The 13,614-nt window shown below is 70.5% G+C and carries 14 protein-coding genes; 8 read left to right on the forward strand and 6 right to left on the reverse strand.

Going from position 1 to position 13,614, the window contains the following annotated elements; all coding sequences use genetic code 11:
• Positions 1-40: 40 nt before the first annotated feature.
• Positions 41-436, forward strand: a complete 396-nt coding sequence (locus tag C4V41_RS35165) for an NUDIX hydrolase (protein ID WP_103960307.1) — start codon at positions 41-43, stop codon at positions 434-436.
• Here the strand turns inward: C4V41_RS35165 and C4V41_RS35170 are convergent, their stop codons facing one another.
• Positions 437-3,163, reverse strand: a complete 2,727-nt coding sequence (locus C4V41_RS35170; RefSeq protein ID WP_103960308.1) for a sialidase family protein — start codon at positions 3,161-3,163, stop codon at positions 437-439.
• A gap of 402 nt (positions 3,164-3,565) precedes the next feature.
• Positions 3,566-4,549 carry a CPBP family intramembrane glutamic endopeptidase gene (locus tag C4V41_RS35175; protein WP_103960309.1) on the reverse strand — a complete coding sequence of 328 codons (984 nt, stop codon included), beginning with the start codon at positions 4,547-4,549 and terminating at the stop codon, positions 3,566-3,568.
• A 99-nt stretch (positions 4,550-4,648) separates the two neighbouring features.
• On the opposite strand from C4V41_RS35175, the gene C4V41_RS35180 reads away from it, so the two are divergent.
• Positions 4,649-5,347, forward strand: a complete 699-nt coding sequence (locus C4V41_RS35180; RefSeq protein WP_146103909.1) for a hypothetical protein — start codon at positions 4,649-4,651, stop codon at positions 5,345-5,347.
• Entirely contained in the window at positions 5,344-5,889 is a 546-nt protein-coding gene (locus C4V41_RS35185; RefSeq protein WP_103960311.1) for a DUF6529 family protein, read from the forward strand. Before C4V41_RS35180 ends, C4V41_RS35185 begins: the two co-directional genes overlap by 4 nt.
• On the opposite strand, the gene C4V41_RS35190 is transcribed toward C4V41_RS35185, so the two are convergent.
• Positions 5,879-6,811, reverse strand: coding sequence for an HpcH/HpaI aldolase/citrate lyase family protein (locus tag C4V41_RS35190; protein ID WP_103960312.1), 933 nt, complete (start codon positions 6,809-6,811; stop codon positions 5,879-5,881). The two genes, C4V41_RS35185 and C4V41_RS35190, sit on opposite strands and share 11 nt — an antisense overlap.
• Positions 6,812-6,887: 76 nt before the next feature.
• On the opposite strand from C4V41_RS35190, the gene C4V41_RS35195 reads away from it, so the two are divergent.
• Complete coding sequence (locus C4V41_RS35195) at positions 6,888-7,256, forward strand: hypothetical protein (protein ID WP_103960313.1); 369 nt, start codon at positions 6,888-6,890, stop codon at positions 7,254-7,256.
• Here C4V41_RS35195 and C4V41_RS35200 read toward each other — a convergent pair.
• Positions 7,240-8,187 carry an EamA family transporter gene (locus tag C4V41_RS35200; protein WP_103960314.1) on the reverse strand — a complete coding sequence of 316 codons (948 nt, stop codon included), beginning with the start codon at positions 8,185-8,187 and terminating at the stop codon, positions 7,240-7,242. The genes C4V41_RS35195 and C4V41_RS35200 overlap by 17 nt on opposite strands.
• A 96-nt stretch (positions 8,188-8,283) precedes the next feature.
• Between C4V41_RS35200 and C4V41_RS35205 the strand changes: the two genes are divergently transcribed.
• The gene (locus C4V41_RS35205; protein WP_235030567.1) at positions 8,284-9,495 is read left to right on the forward strand and encodes a magnesium transporter MgtE N-terminal domain-containing protein; all 1,212 of its coding nucleotides are present in this window, start codon (positions 8,284-8,286) and stop codon (positions 9,493-9,495) included.
• The gene (locus tag C4V41_RS35210) at positions 9,485-9,952 is read left to right on the forward strand and encodes a DUF1003 domain-containing protein (protein ID WP_103960315.1); all 468 of its coding nucleotides are present in this window, start codon (positions 9,485-9,487) and stop codon (positions 9,950-9,952) included. The genes C4V41_RS35205 and C4V41_RS35210 overlap by 11 nt, the downstream gene beginning before the upstream one ends.
• On the opposite strand, the gene C4V41_RS35215 is transcribed toward C4V41_RS35210, so the two are convergent.
• Entirely contained in the window at positions 9,936-10,397 is a 462-nt protein-coding gene (locus tag C4V41_RS35215) for a MarR family winged helix-turn-helix transcriptional regulator (RefSeq protein ID WP_103960316.1), read from the reverse strand. The two genes, C4V41_RS35210 and C4V41_RS35215, sit on opposite strands and share 17 nt — an antisense overlap.
• Before the next feature lie 158 nt (positions 10,398-10,555).
• On the opposite strand from C4V41_RS35215, the gene C4V41_RS35220 reads away from it, so the two are divergent.
• Positions 10,556-11,692: an Mrp/NBP35 family ATP-binding protein gene (locus C4V41_RS35220; RefSeq protein ID WP_103960317.1), complete on the forward strand. Its 1,137-nt coding sequence runs from the start codon at positions 10,556-10,558 to the stop codon at positions 11,690-11,692.
• A gap of 155 nt (positions 11,693-11,847) precedes the next feature.
• Positions 11,848-13,020: an alpha/beta hydrolase family protein gene (locus tag C4V41_RS35225; RefSeq protein ID WP_103960584.1), complete on the forward strand. Its 1,173-nt coding sequence runs from the start codon at positions 11,848-11,850 to the stop codon at positions 13,018-13,020.
• Positions 13,021-13,038: 18 nt separating this feature from the next.
• On the opposite strand, the gene C4V41_RS35230 is transcribed toward C4V41_RS35225, so the two are convergent.
• A complete protein-coding gene (locus C4V41_RS35230; RefSeq protein WP_103960318.1) occupies positions 13,039-13,407 on the reverse strand; it encodes a sec-independent translocase in 369 nt (122 codons plus the stop codon).
• Between the last annotated feature and the right edge of the window lie 207 nt (positions 13,408-13,614).

Genomic DNA, 13,614 nt, shown 5'->3' on the forward strand with positions numbered 1-13,614 from the left:
TCAAGGCCGCTGCTCGTTGTCCCGTCGTAATCTTGGTCATGTGCGCGTAAATTGTGTCGGCGCGATCATTTTCGATGCCTCCGACCGGCTCCTTCTCATCAAGCGCGGCCGCCCGCCTGGCCTGGGTCTGTGGTCCATTCCCGGGGGCCGGCTGGAGCCCGGCGAGACGGACGCCGACGGACTACGCCGCGAGGTGCTGGAGGAGACCGCGCTGCGGGTCGAGATCGGCCGGCTGGCCGGGACGGTGGAGCGTCCCGGGCTCGGCGGTGACACGTACGTGATCCACGACTATCTCGCCACGGTGGTGGCGGGCGTGCCGGTGGCCGGGGACGACGCCGCCGACGTGCGCTGGTGCGACGCCGGCGACCTGGTACGGCTCCCGCTGTCCGAGGGCCTGCTGGAGTCCCTCAAGGACTGGAACGTCCTGCCACACTGATCACCTGTTCGACGTCAGGCTGGACGTCCACAGGATCAGATGATCGGCGTTGTACGTCGTGGACCGGCCGAGCGCCACCACCTCCGACCCTTCCACGGCCACCGCCGTCAGCCACTGTGTCCCCTGCCCCGCCAGGCGGTCCTTGGTGAGGGCCATGCGGTTCCACGAGAGCCCGTCCTGAGAGGTCCAGGCCGCGCTGTCACCCTCGCCAGGCACGCCGTGCCAGCCGACCGCCACCAGGCCCTCCTCGGCCGCCGCCAGGTCGTACACCGCCGCCGCCTGGTCCGCCGGCAGCCAGGCCGTCTGCCAGGTCTCGCCGTCGTCGTCGGAGACGGCCGCGAACGCGCGCCGGGCGCCCGCCGTCATGGCCGTGCCGATCGCCACCAGCTTGTCCTGATAAATCGTGACCCGTCGCAGACCCGCCGACGTGGCGTCCGCCGGGACGACCCGCTTGCGCGCGCTCCAGTTCACGCCGTCCTCCGAGAACCACACCACGCTGTTCTCCTGGTCGGCGTTGCCCGAGCCGCCCACCGCCACGTAGCCGCCCGGCACCGCGACCGCGTCGTGGATCCGCACGCCGGAGCCGCCCTGCGGCAGCTTCTCCGACCGGGTGAACTTGCGCATGTCGGGCGTGAACCACACGGCGGCGCCGGTCGCGCCCGACTGGTCCTTGGACTCGCCCGCCACGACGTAGCCGTCCTTGCCCGCCGTGACCACGCGCGGCCGCAGGGAGAGCAGGTCCGGCCCGCGGGCCAGGTCGCCGGTGACGTTCACCCGTTTCCAGCTCTCGCCGTCGTCGGAGGTGACGAGGAGGGGGTCGGTGCTGGCGATGTTCGTCTCGGTGCTGCCGACGGCCAGCCAGCCGCGAGCGCCGTGCGTCACGTCCTCCAGGGTCTGCCGGCCGGCTCCGCCGAGGCTCATGGACTTCCAGCTCTGCCAGTTCTTGATCGTCCACAGGCCGGCGTCGCCCGAGGCCGAGCCGACGGCGACGTACCGGCCGGCGAAGCTCGTCAGGGCGTTCGTCTCGCGGGCGATCCTGCTCAGGCCCTCGACCCGGCCGAGCTGCACGCGCGAGGCGGCGCCGCGCGGGGGCGAGGACATGAGCACGAGCTGGTTGTCGACGTCGGAGGCGGCCTGGTCGCCGCCGGCGAACAGGGTGCCGCCGTCGGAGATCGCGAACCCGCGCAGCGTCGCCCCCGGCAGGTCGCCGAGGTCGGCCCGCTTGCTCCAGCCCTGCCCGTCGGTGCTGGTCAGCACCGAGTAGCGGCCGAGGCCGGCCTGCGTGATCGCCGCGACGCCCGACGGGTAGGAGATCAGTGACTCCACGCCGGCGCTCGCGCCGCTGAGCCCGCCGATCGAGCCGCAGTGCGTCCACTTCGCCCCGGTCGGTGAGCAGTAGACGCGCACATCGCCGTCGATCGTGCGCCTGCGCGTCGGCACCAGCACGAACTGCTTGGGCAGGACGGCCAGCGTCCCCGCCCTCGGGTCGGCGGCCTCGGGGAGCTGGAAGCCGGTCGCCTGCCACGTGCGGCCGCCGTCGGCCGAGCGCAGCACCCGCGATCCCTCGCCGTCCGCGGGTACTCCGATGGCCACGACCGTGTCACCCTTGGCGACCACGGCCCGCAGCTCCCGTACTTCCAGTCCCCTGCTCTCGGCGCGCTCCCAGCTCGTGCCGTCGGCCGAATGCCAGGCCGCCGGTCCTGAACCGCCGTCCACGCCCGTCGTCAGGCCCACCGCGACGAACCCGGAGGCCGTCCTGGCGATGTCGCGGATGTCGTCGCCGGCCCTGAAGGCGGCCAGCCCAGACGCCGGCACCGCGGTCCAGCTGAACCCGTCGGTGCTGGTCCACAGGCCCCGCTGGGACCCTCCGTCACCACCGCTGGCCAGCCAGCGGCCCTTCCCGCCGACCACCCGCCGGACCATGGGCGCGGAGGCACCGTTCACCTGGCCGAGCTGCCAGTTCTTGCCGCCGTCCGGGGAGAACAGGAACAGCGGGCGCGGGGTCGGGCTGGTGGTGTCGCTGCCGACCGCCACCACGGCGCGGCCCACCGAGGTCATGTCGTTGAGGTTCTGCTCGGTGCCGTCGCCCGCGGCCGGGACGGTGAACAGGTCATCTCCTGAACGTCCGGTGCCCGCCTCCAGGCGCAGCCCTGGGGCCTCGTTCTCGTTCCACTGCCACACCAGCACGCCGGTGGCCACGAGGACCGCGGCGGCCACGGTGAGCACGACGGGGACGGCCCTGCCGCCCCGGTGGATCGGGCCGGACCTGCGGACGGCGGCCGGGGCCGGGCCCCTGTGATGCCGCCCCGCCGGGCCCTGCTGGCGCTGGGCGCCGGTGGCGACCAGCAGGTCGGGCCTGGTGGGCCGCCCCTCGGGCGGCCGCCCGACCCGCCGCACGTCGGTGTCCTCGTCGTCCTCGGGCACGTCGGCGGCGCGCTCCTCGACGGGATAGACCAGCCGGTACGGAGCCACGTCCTTCGGGTTCTCCCTCGGCGCATCCTCTGCCAGGGCTTCCTCTGCCGCCGGAGCCGGGGTCACCTCCGTCTCCGGCTGGGAGTCCCACGCCCGCGGCCGCCCGGCGACCAGCTTGTCCGGCCGGTTGACGATGCGGCGGGGACGGCGGCGCGGCTCGATCTCGGGCTCCGCCGTCGGCGAGCTGTACGGCCTGCGCCCCTTGGGCGGCTCCAGCGGCTCCTCGTCCGGGATGGGAGCGGCGAAGGGCGGCATGCCCCAAGGAGAGGTCAGAGGGAGACCCCTGGCCCGGTCGTCCGTGGGACCGGGCGGTGAATGGCTGATCCTGGGCTCTTGCGAAGAATGTGGTTCCGACGTGCCCTCGGAATGCGGGTCGTCGTCACCCTGCGGTCGCCGTGGCGTTTCGCTGGGGCCGGAGGCCACGCGCCGTACCTCCTAGTCGAACTAGTCGTACCGGTACATCTCGGTCGCACTTTACGGACCGTTCCAGGAAATGTCGTCCACTTCTCCAGTGAACACGGACATTCTCGTACCCAGCCTGACCGAAACGATCACCTCCGGGGGAAACCCTCGCCGTTCCCACAGCATCCAGAGCAGCATGCTTGAGCCGGAATAGCGAGACCTCTCTAGTCAGATTCCCGGCACCCAGCGCCGGTTTTATCCAGAAATATTGCTTATCGACCGCTTTTTGGCTAGATAGATCACACCAAACGCATACACCCCGAGCTGCACCACGGTCCCCGACAACGCCTGCCAGGGCACCGAGACATTGGCCTGATCCATCGACTCCTCCAGGGTGCCGGCGGCGGCGCTCACCCCGAAGGCCAGCAGGTTGTTCATGACGTGCAGCCCGATGGCCGCCTCCAGGCCCCCGGTCTTGATCGTCAGCCAGGCCATGACCGCCCCGAACGCGAACACGTCCATCAGCCCCGCCCACTGGTAGCCGTGCAGCGACGCGAACAGCGCGGAGCCGATGAGGATGCTCCAGATGGGGTTGTTCACGTGCGCCCCCACGGCCTGTGTGAACCAGCCACGGAAGACGTACTCCTCGGCCGCCGCCTGGAACGGCACCAGCAGCACGATCACGATGAGCAGGGGCAGGAAGGTCTCCCACCCGGCCCAGCCGAACATGTCGGAGTCCAGGCCCGACACGGTGAGGGCGATCCACTGGACGGTCTGCCCGAGCGCGAGCGCCAGCACGGCCAGCCCGGCGCAGGACACCATCCACCGCCACCGCAGTCTGCCGGCCACCGACGAGACCGTGCCCGGCCGGCGCCGCTGGACGAGCGCCACCGTGCCGAGCACGACCAGCAGCAGGGGCGCCAGGGACAGCAGCGTCATGGCCAGCCCCATGGGAGTGGGCTCGGGCAGGCCCGCGGGGGTCACCGGCGAGTCGAGGCCCAGGAGCCACGCCAGCGTCAGGAACGTGATGACCGCTCCGAACCCGATCGCGAAGAAGCCGGCGGCGACGGCGAGCGTCCCGACGATCGCCCGCCACGGCCGGGCGGCGGCGTTTCTCGCGAGATGGTCGAAGCGGGCGCCCCGGGGCGCCGGCAGGAACCAGGACCGCTGTTGTGGCTGGTACGGATATCCGGGCGCCTGCGGGCCGTGCGGAAGTTGGGGCCCTGGATTCTCCTGCATCTCTCTATTCTGTCCGTCTGATGCGCATTAGTTCACAGACGGTCCCTCCATTTTGGCGGATGCTCTGAGGCGTAGGCATTTCAACCCTGGGAGTAGTCCATGTCTAGGCTGGGACCTGTCATCACCCTCGCGGCGGGAGCAGTGCTCGCCGTGGGGCTGGGTGTCGCCAGCATCACCGCGACACCGGCGGCCGAGAACACGGCTGCCAACACCGCTGCCGAAGCCCCTCCCGCCGAGGAGAACAGCGCCGCTCCGTCGCCCTCACCATCGAAGGCGTCGCAGACGGAGCCGCAGAAGATCACCAAGGCCGACTACGGCGGCCGGGTGCAGGGCAACGGAGCGCTCATCGCCATCTCGATCAGGAACGGCAAGGCCGTCGGCTACTTCTGCGACGGGCGTACCGAAGCCTGGTTCAAGGGCAGCGAGACGGCCGGTGAGCTGGATCTGAAGGGCGTGGCCAACGCCGGCTCCAAGGTCACCGCCGACCTCGGTGGCGGCCGGGCCAAGGGCTGGGTGTCCGTCGGCGGGAAGCGATGGAGCTTCGTCGCGCCGACGGTGGTCAAGCCGTCGGGCCTCTACCGGGCCACCGCGATCGTCAGAGGCGCCAAGTTCCGCGCCGGCTGGATCATGATCAAGGACGAGAACGGCCGCTACTACCAGGTCGGCGCCGCTTTCGCCGGAGCGGAGCCGGTCGACATCCCGCAGCTCGACAGCGAGCGGCCCACCGACCCCCTGACCCTCGACCAGACCACGATCTACCCGAAGGACGTCGACGGCTTCATCGAGGAGATGCAATGACCGCCATCAACCAGCGGCCCTCCCGCAGCCTGACCTCGTTATTGGTGCCGCTGGTGGTCGGCGGCCTGGTGGTGCTCGCGCTCGGCGTCTATGGGCGGGCGCACACGCCGACCGGCTTCGCGGTCGGCGTGGCCGGCTTCTCCGCCGCGCTGCCGATGAAGGTGTGGCTGACGACGGGCGCGTTCGTGCTGGCGATCGTGCAGGTGGTCTCGGCCCTGTCGATGTGGGGCAAGCTCGGGATCACCATCCCGGCCGGCGTGCACCGCTGGTCGGGACGGCTGGCGTTCATCCTCACGATCCCGGTCGCCTTCCACTGCCTGTACGCCCTGGGCCTGCAGTACGACGTGCCCCGGGTGCTCGCCCACTCGCTGCTCGGCTGCTTCTTCTACGGGATTTTCACCGCGAAGATGCTGGCGCTGCCGAAGAAGGACACGCCCGGCTGGACGTTGCCCGTGTTCGGCGGGCTGGCCTTCACGGCGCTCATCGGGCTCTGGCTGACGTCGTCGTTCTGGTTCTTCACCGCCATCGGATTCAAGGTGTGAAGCTCTTCGTCCTGGTGAGCCCGGCCGCCCGCCCCTTGGCGGCCACGACGAGCGCCATCTTCCTGGAGGCCTCGTCGATCATCTCGTCGCCCAGCATGACCGCGCCGCGCCGCTCGACGGAGGTGTAGTAGTCGTACGCCTCCAAGATCAGCTCGGCGTGGTCATAATCCTCCTGGGCCGGCGAGAACACCTCGTTGGCCGCGTCGACCTGCCCGGGATGGAGCACCCACTTGCCGTCGAACCCGAGCGCGGCCGCCCGCCTGGCGACCCGCGTGAAGCCTTCGACGTCCTTGATCTGCAGGTAGGGCCCGTCGATCACCTGGAGGTCGTGCGTCCTGGCCGCCATGAGCAGCCGCATGAGGATGTAGTGGTAGGCGTCGCCCTCGACGTAGCCGGGCGGCTGCTCGCCGACGACGAGGGTGCGCATGTTGATCGAGGCCATGAAGTCCGCCGGGCCGAACACCAGCGTCTCCAGCCGGGGGGACGACCCGGCGATGGCGTCGGCGTTCACCAGGCCGCGGGCGTTCTCGATCTGCGCCTCGATGCCGATGCGGCCGACCTCGTAGCCCATGGTCTTCTCGATCTGGGTGAGCAGGATGTCGAGCCAGACGACTTCGTTGGGGTCCTGCACCTTGGGCAGCATCAGGCAGTCGACGAACTCCCCCGCCCCCTCGACGACCTCGATCACGTCCCGGTACGTCCATTGCGTCGTCAGATCGTTGACCCTGACCACCCGCGTCTTGCCCGACCAGTCGCCCTCGCGCAGCGCGCCGACGACGTTGGCCCGCGCCTGCTCCTTGGCCAGCGGCGCGACGGAGTCCTCCAGGTCGAGGAAGACCTCGTCGACGGGCAGGGTCTGGGCCTTCTCCAGGAACCGGGGGTTGCTGCCGGGGACGGCGAGGACGGAACGACGTGAGCGCATGCGGACACTTTAGATACCCTTCACCGCCGGGCGGGCGACGAGATCGGGAAGCGCGGTTCGGCGTACAGTCGGTGTTGTGAGCGACAAAACCGCGGCCATCGAGGAGGGCGCGAAGAAGTCGGGCATCCTCTGGCTCACCCTCGACCGCCCCCGCCTGGCCTGGCACGCCTGGCACGACGGCGCGATCTACCTGGTGACCGGGGGCGAGGAGCAGCGGCTTCCCGGGCTCGACGCCCTCGATCGGGTGCGCGTCACGCTGCGCAGCAAGGACAACGGCGCCATGCTGGTGCACTTCGACGCGGCGGTCTCGGTCGTCGACCAGGCCGCGGCGTCCGACGCCGTGGCGGTGCTGGCCAAGGAGCGGCTCAACGCGCGCGACAGCGAGCACCTCACCGAGCGCTGGGCCCGCGACTCCACCGTCCTGCGCCTCACCCCCGAACGGTGACCGGCTCCAGGTCGGGCAGGACCTCCGACTGAGGGGCGCGCGTGGCCGTCTGGGCGAGCAGCGCGCCGGTCAGCACGATCAGGCCGCCCACGATCTGGAACATGCCCAGCGTCTCCCCGACGAACGCCCAGGCCACGAGCGCGCCGGCGATGACCTCCAGCGACGCGACCGTGGCGCCCACCGCGGCCGACAGCCGCCGCACGGCGTTGATGCCCAGGCTGTAGCCGAGCACGGTGGCGATCAGCACCAGGCACAGGTACGCGGCCCACACCGGCATCGTCTGCCCGTCGCCCGGCGTGGCGGTGGCCGTGAAGGCTTCCCACTTGATGTTCCACGGCCGGGAGAACGGGAGCAGCACGATGGCCGCCCCCGCCATGCCCCAGGCGATCAGACCGAGCGGGTCCACGTCGTCGCCGAAGCTATCGCTCATCAGGAAATATCCGGCGCAGCACGCCCCGGCCAGCAGCCCGAGCAGCAGGCCCAGCGCGTCCAGCCGCATCCCCTGCCACGCCTCGACGACGATCGCGAGGCCCACGACGGCGACCACCGCTCCGACGTAGGCGGCCCGCGCGAGGCGCACCTTGCGGACGAGCCGTACCCAGGCCACCACCATCACCGGCGCCATGAACTCCAGCAGCAGCGCGACCCCCACCGGCAGCCGCGTGATCGCCAGGAAGAAGAGCGCCTGCACCCCGGCCACCGCCATCACGGCGTACAGCCCGAAGAACGGCAGCCTGGACCTCGGGATCCGCAGCGCCCGCGGCCGCACCACGGCGAGCACCGCCAGGAGCAGCAGCCCCGCGCCCGCCATCCGCGTCCAGACCGCCTCGATGGGCGCCAGCCCGGCCGCGTTGAGGTATTTGGCCATCGGTCCCGAGAACGCGAAACACCACGAGGACACGAACGCGAGTGCCAGCCCCGCATACCTCATCGCACACCACCTGCCGAGTAATTACCGTTTAGCGTGTTTGATACTGACATGTCGCCCGTCTCAGGCGCAATGGGGCGGCACTGTTAGCCTGGCCACGTGAAGATCTTCCTGGCCCGGCTGCCGGGGACTCCCGTCTTCGACCCGGCCGGCGACCAGATCGGCCGCGTCCGCGACGTCGTGGTCGGGCTGCGCCTCAACCGGCCGCCCGTCGTCCACGGCCTCGTGGTGGAGGTCCAGCCGCGCCGCAAGGTGTTCCTGCCCATCACCCGCGTACGCGGCATCGAGGCCGGATCCGTCGTCTTCACCGGCCGCCTCAACATGCGCAGGTTCGAGCAGCGCGCCACCGAGACCCTGGTCGTCGGCGAGATCCTCGACCTCGCCGTCCACCTCGGCGACCAGCCCATGACCGTCTACGACGTCGCCATGGAGGAGACCAGGCCGTCCACCTGGGAGATCACCAAGGTCGCCCTCTACAAGGGCCGCCGGCGCGAGCCCCGCACGGTGGGCTGGGGCGAGGTGTCCGGGTTCGACACGCTGCAGAAGGACCAGGGGGCCGCGGGGCTGATCGCCGCGTTCGAGTCGCTGCGGGCCGCCGACATGGCCAGCGCGCTCCACGACCTGCCGAGCAAGCGCCGCATCGAGATCGCCCGCGCCCTCAACGACGACCGCCTGGCCGACGTGCTGGAGGAGCTGCCGCCCGACGACCAGATCGGCATCCTGGGCACGCTGGAGCCGGAACGCGCGGCCGACGTGCTGGAGGAGATGGGGCCCGACGACGCCGCCGACCTGCTGCACGACCTGCCCGAGGAGCAGGCGGCCAAGCTGCTGGCGCTGATGGAGCCCGGGGAGGCGGCGCCGGTGCGGCGGCTGCTCACCTACCCGGAGGACAGCGCGGGCGGGGTGATGACCAGCGAGCCGGTGATCCTGCCGCCCAGCGCCACGGTCGCCGAGGCTCTCGCGCACATCAGGCAGCAGGACCTGACGCCCGCCGTGGCCGCCCAGGTCTATGTGACCAGGCCGCCGTCCGAGACGCCGACGGGGACCTACCTGGGGGTCTCGCACTTCCAGCGGCTGCTGCGCGAGCCGCCGTCCACGCTGCTCGGCGGGGTTCTCGACCCCTCCATCGACCCCATCAGGCCGGACTTCACGCTCCGCGAGGTCACCTACTACCTGGCCAACTACAACCTCCTCGCCGCCCCGGTCGTCGACGAGCTGGGCCGGCTCGTCGGCGCGGTGACCGTGGACGACGTACTGGATCATCTGTTGCCGGAGGACTGGCGCGAGAGGGCCGACGACCGTGACGACTGAACGACTCGACCAGCCACGGGCTCTGCGCAGGTCGCTGCGCCCGCACTACGACCCTGAGGCGTTCGGCCGCCTCTCCGAGCAGATCGCCCGCTTCCTCGGCACCGCCCGGTTCATCGTCTACATGAGCATTTTCGTGGCGGTCTGGGTGATCTGGAACGTGGTCGCGCCGGCCGGCCTCAAGTTCGACCCCTACCCGTTCATCTTCCTCACCCTGATGCTGTCGCTGCAGGCCAGCTATGCCGCCCCGCTGATCCTGCTGGCCCAGAACCGGCAGGACGACCGGGACCGCGTCCAGTATGAGCATGACCGCGAGGCCGCCGACCGCACCCAGGCCGAGATCGAATATCTGACGCGCGAGATCGCGGGCCTGCGCCTGGCGCTCAACGACGTGGCCACCCGCGACTATCTGCGCTCTGAACTCGGCAAACTCCTGGAGGAGCTCAGGGAGCGCCGGTGAGGTCGAGTCTGCCGAGCATCGCCCGGATCTGACCGATCTCCCCGGCGTTCAGCACGTCGAGAAACTGGGCCCTGATGCCGCGCAGGTAGGTCGGCGTGGCCTCGGCCAGCCTCGTCTCACCGGCCTCGGTCAACACCGCGAACAGCCCGCGCGCGTCGTCGGCGCACGCCTCCCGCGCGACCAGGCCGTCGCGCTGCAGCCGGTCGATCAGCCTGGTCAGCCCGCTGCGCGAGAGCAGGACGCGGCCGGCCAGGTCGTTCATCCGCAGCCGCCGCCCGGGGCTCTCCGCCAACTGCAGCAGCACCTCGTACGAGGCCAGCGGCAGATCGTGGGCGACGAGCAGCTCCGCCTCCAGATGGCGGGTGATGCGCACCTGGGCGCGCCGCAACATGCGCCAGACCGTCAGCTCCTCGACGGTCAGGCCCTCGTCGCGCAGAACAGTCACGGAGTAACCTTAGGACGTTGTTGCACAGACATCTAACAGCTCGGATTAACTGAGCGATGCCTCTGGTTCATACCATGGAGAGGCATCCTCACCGGCGTCCAGCGCCTGTCACACATATACCGACAAAGGAGGGACGGCACTCCCTCGTGCCGACTTCGATGGCACCTACCCAGGAACAGGTGACTGCGGCGCTCGCCACCGTCATCGACCCCGAGATCCGCCGCCCGATCACGGACCTCGACATGGTCAAGAGCATCGAGATCGCTCCCGACGGGGCGGTGCGCGTCGGCGTCTACCTCACCGTGGCCGGCTGTCCGATGAAGGACACCATCACCCGCGACGTCAAGACCGCCGTCGGCAAGATCGAGGGTGTGACGGACGTCGGGATCGAACTCGACGTCATGAGCACCGAACAGCGCAAGGTCCTGCAGACCAAGCTGCGCGGCGACCGTGGCCCCGAGAAGGAGATCCCGTTCAACCAGCCGGGCTCGCTGACCCGGGTGTTCGCGGTGGCCAGCGGAAAGGGCGGGGTCGGCAAGTCCTCCGTGACGGTCAACCTGGCGGCGGCCATGGCCGCCAGCGGCCTCAAGGTCGGCATCGTCGACGCCGACATCTACGGCCACAGCATCCCTCGCATGCTGGGCGCCGCCGAGCGGCCCACCAAGGTCGAAGACATGATCATGCCGCCGGTGGCGCATGACATCAAGGTCATCTCGGTCGGCATGTTCAAGCCCGAGGGCAACACGCCGGTGGTGTGGCGTGGCCCGATGCTCGACCGGGCGCTCCACCAGTTCCTGGCCGACGTCTACTGGGGCGACCTCGACGTCCTGCTGCTCGACCTGCCGCCCGGCACCGGCGACATCGCCATCTCGGTGGCGCAGCGCCTGCCGTCGGCCGAGCTCCTCGTCGTGACGACCCCGCAGATGGCCGCCGCCGAGGTCGCCGAGCGGGCCGGCTCGATCGCGGCCCAGACCCATCAGCAGATCGCCGGGGTCATCGAGAACATGGCGTGGCTGCCGTGCCCGCACTGCGACGAGCGCATCGCGGTGTTCGGCGAGGGCGGCGGCCAGACGGTCGCCGACGCCCTGACCCGGACGCTGGGCTCGCGGGTGCCGCTGCTGGGCCAGGTGCCGATCGACATGCGGCTGCGCGAGGGCGGTGACGAGGGCAAGCCCCTCGTCCTCACGGAGCCGAACGCTCCCGCGGCGGCCGAGCTGCGCAACATCGCGGGCGTGCTGAGCAAGCGCTCCTCCAGCCTGAAGGGCCTCCAGCTCGGCCTCGCGCCCCGCCGCTAGCCTCATATTCCGCACGTCCTTCCCCTCTCCACCGCATCGAAGGGGAGGGACGTGCGGATGCCGGGCCGGCCTTCTCCAGGCCCTACGAAAGTAAGGGTGGGAGCTGGTCTTTCGGGAATGTCGGGCCTGGTAGGGCGCTTCCTAGAGTGCTGCGCATGATCAGAACTCGCCGCAACGCCGCTGTCGTCCTCACCCTGGCTCTGACCCTCCCCGTGGCGGCCGCCACGGCCGCGACGGCGGCCTCCGACACCCGCTTCGCGATCCCGCACCCCACCGGGCGGTACGAAGTCGGCCGCGACACCCTCCACCTCGTGGACGGCGGCCGCCGCGACCCGTGGGTCCCCAAGGCGGGCGCACGCGAGCTGATGGTGTCGATGTACTACCCGGCCGCCGCCGGCGGGACCGCCGCGCCGTACATGACCGTCGACGAGGCCCGGCTCCTGCTCAAGGGGCAGAAGCTCGACACCCTCTTCAAGGCAGAGCAGCTCGCCGGCGTCCAGACGAACGCCCGCGCCGACGCCGGCCCCATCGGCGGCAGGCACCCCCTCGTGGTGCTCTCTCCTGGTTTCACCCTCAACCGCGCCACCCTGACCACGCTCGCCGAGGACCTCGCCTCGAAGGGCAACGTCGTCGCGCTCGTGGACCACGCCTACGAGTCGTTCGGCACCACGTTCCCGAAGGGCCGCACCCTGACCTGTGTCGCCTGCGAGACGGTGGAGAGCGCCCCCTCCGACGAGGCCGAGAAGAAGGTGATGGCCAAGGCCGCCGTCAACCGGGCGGCCGACGTCTCCTTCGTCATCGACCGGCTGACCCACGCCGCCGGGTCCGCGCCCGCCTGGAAGCACGGGAAGATGATCGACCAGCGCCGGATCGGCGCCGCCGGCCACTCGCTCGGCGGCAACGCGGCGGCGAGCGTCATGGCCACCGACCGCCGGGTGCGGGCCGGGCTCAACATGGACGGCTCGTTCTTCGCGCCGGTGCCGGCCTCGGGGCTCGGCAAGCGGCCGTTCCTCATGCTCGGTACCAAGGCCCAGCACTCGCCCGGCTCCAGCGACACGACCTGGCTACGGGACTGGCGGCGCCTGGACGGCTGGAAGCGCTGGCTGACCGTGGCCGACGCCGGCCACTTCACCTTCATCGACCTGCCCATCCTGGGCGCTCAGGCCGGGATCACCGACCCCGGCGCGCCGCTGCCCGGGAAGCGGTCGGGCGAGATCACCACGTCGTATGTGGGCGCCTTCTTCGACCGGCACCTCCAGGGCAAGGACCAGCCGCTCCTGGACGGGCCGTCCGCCGCCAACCCCGAGGTCACCTTCCAGAGCCCCTGAGCAGGGCCTGAGGGCCTCTCAGGTGGCTTCTGAGTCGTAGGGGGGCAGCTCGCCGTAGGAGAGCTCGTCCACCGGCTCAGGGACGTAGGGGGCCGTGGTGGCCGGTTCGAGCTCGCGTGGCTTGTCGCCGTTGTTCCAGTCGTCCTCGATGTCGTCGAGGAGGTGCTTGCGAACGAAGTTGCGCGGGTTGAGGTCGGCGGGGTCGAAGTTGGAGAACTCCGGGCCCAGGCCCGCGCGCAGGTCGTCGCGCGCGTTGTTGGCCATCCGGCGCAGGTTGCGCAGCGTCTTGCCCGCCTGTGAAGCAGCCTGAGGCAGCTTGTCGGGACCGAAGACGAGCAGCGCGATCACGATCAGCGCCCCGATCTCCAACCACCCGAGTCCGAACACCGTGAGCTCCTACCGCAGTCCGACCTCTCCGAGGACAACCCCGGCCTATCCACAGACTAAGGGCTCTCACGGGTAGGTCGGTCGTCCCCCCTGGGTCATATCAACCGCACTAACGTCGTGGCCGTGGCCGGGCGCGCGCGACCTCGGCCGACGGTTCACCACCCAGGGGGTGAACCCGGTCGTTACGGCGGTGCGGCGGGGAGGCGG

The organism is Nonomuraea solani (assembly GCF_900108335.1).
Lineage (GTDB): Bacteria > Actinomycetota > Actinomycetes > Streptosporangiales > Streptosporangiaceae > Nonomuraea > Nonomuraea solani.

Coding starts and splice junctions, on each gene's coding strand:
- C4V41_RS35225 (WP_103960584.1), top strand. CDS start 11,848: ATGATCAGAACTCGCCGCAACGCCGCTGTCGTCCTCACCCTGGCTCTG.
- C4V41_RS35170 (WP_103960308.1), bottom strand. CDS start 3,163: ATGCCGCCCTTCGCCGCTCCCATCCCGGACGAGGAGCCGCTGGAGCCG.
- C4V41_RS35200 (WP_103960314.1), bottom strand. CDS start 8,187: ATGAGGTATGCGGGGCTGGCACTCGCGTTCGTGTCCTCGTGGTGTTTC.
- C4V41_RS35185 (WP_103960311.1), top strand. CDS start 5,344: ATGACCGCCATCAACCAGCGGCCCTCCCGCAGCCTGACCTCGTTATTG.
- C4V41_RS35190 (WP_103960312.1), bottom strand. CDS start 6,811: ATGCGCTCACGTCGTTCCGTCCTCGCCGTCCCCGGCAGCAACCCCCGG.
- C4V41_RS35175 (WP_103960309.1), bottom strand. CDS start 4,549: ATGCAGGAGAATCCAGGGCCCCAACTTCCGCACGGCCCGCAGGCGCCC.
- C4V41_RS35220 (WP_103960317.1), top strand. CDS start 10,556: ATGGCACCTACCCAGGAACAGGTGACTGCGGCGCTCGCCACCGTCATC.
- C4V41_RS35180 (WP_146103909.1), top strand. CDS start 4,649: ATGTCTAGGCTGGGACCTGTCATCACCCTCGCGGCGGGAGCAGTGCTC.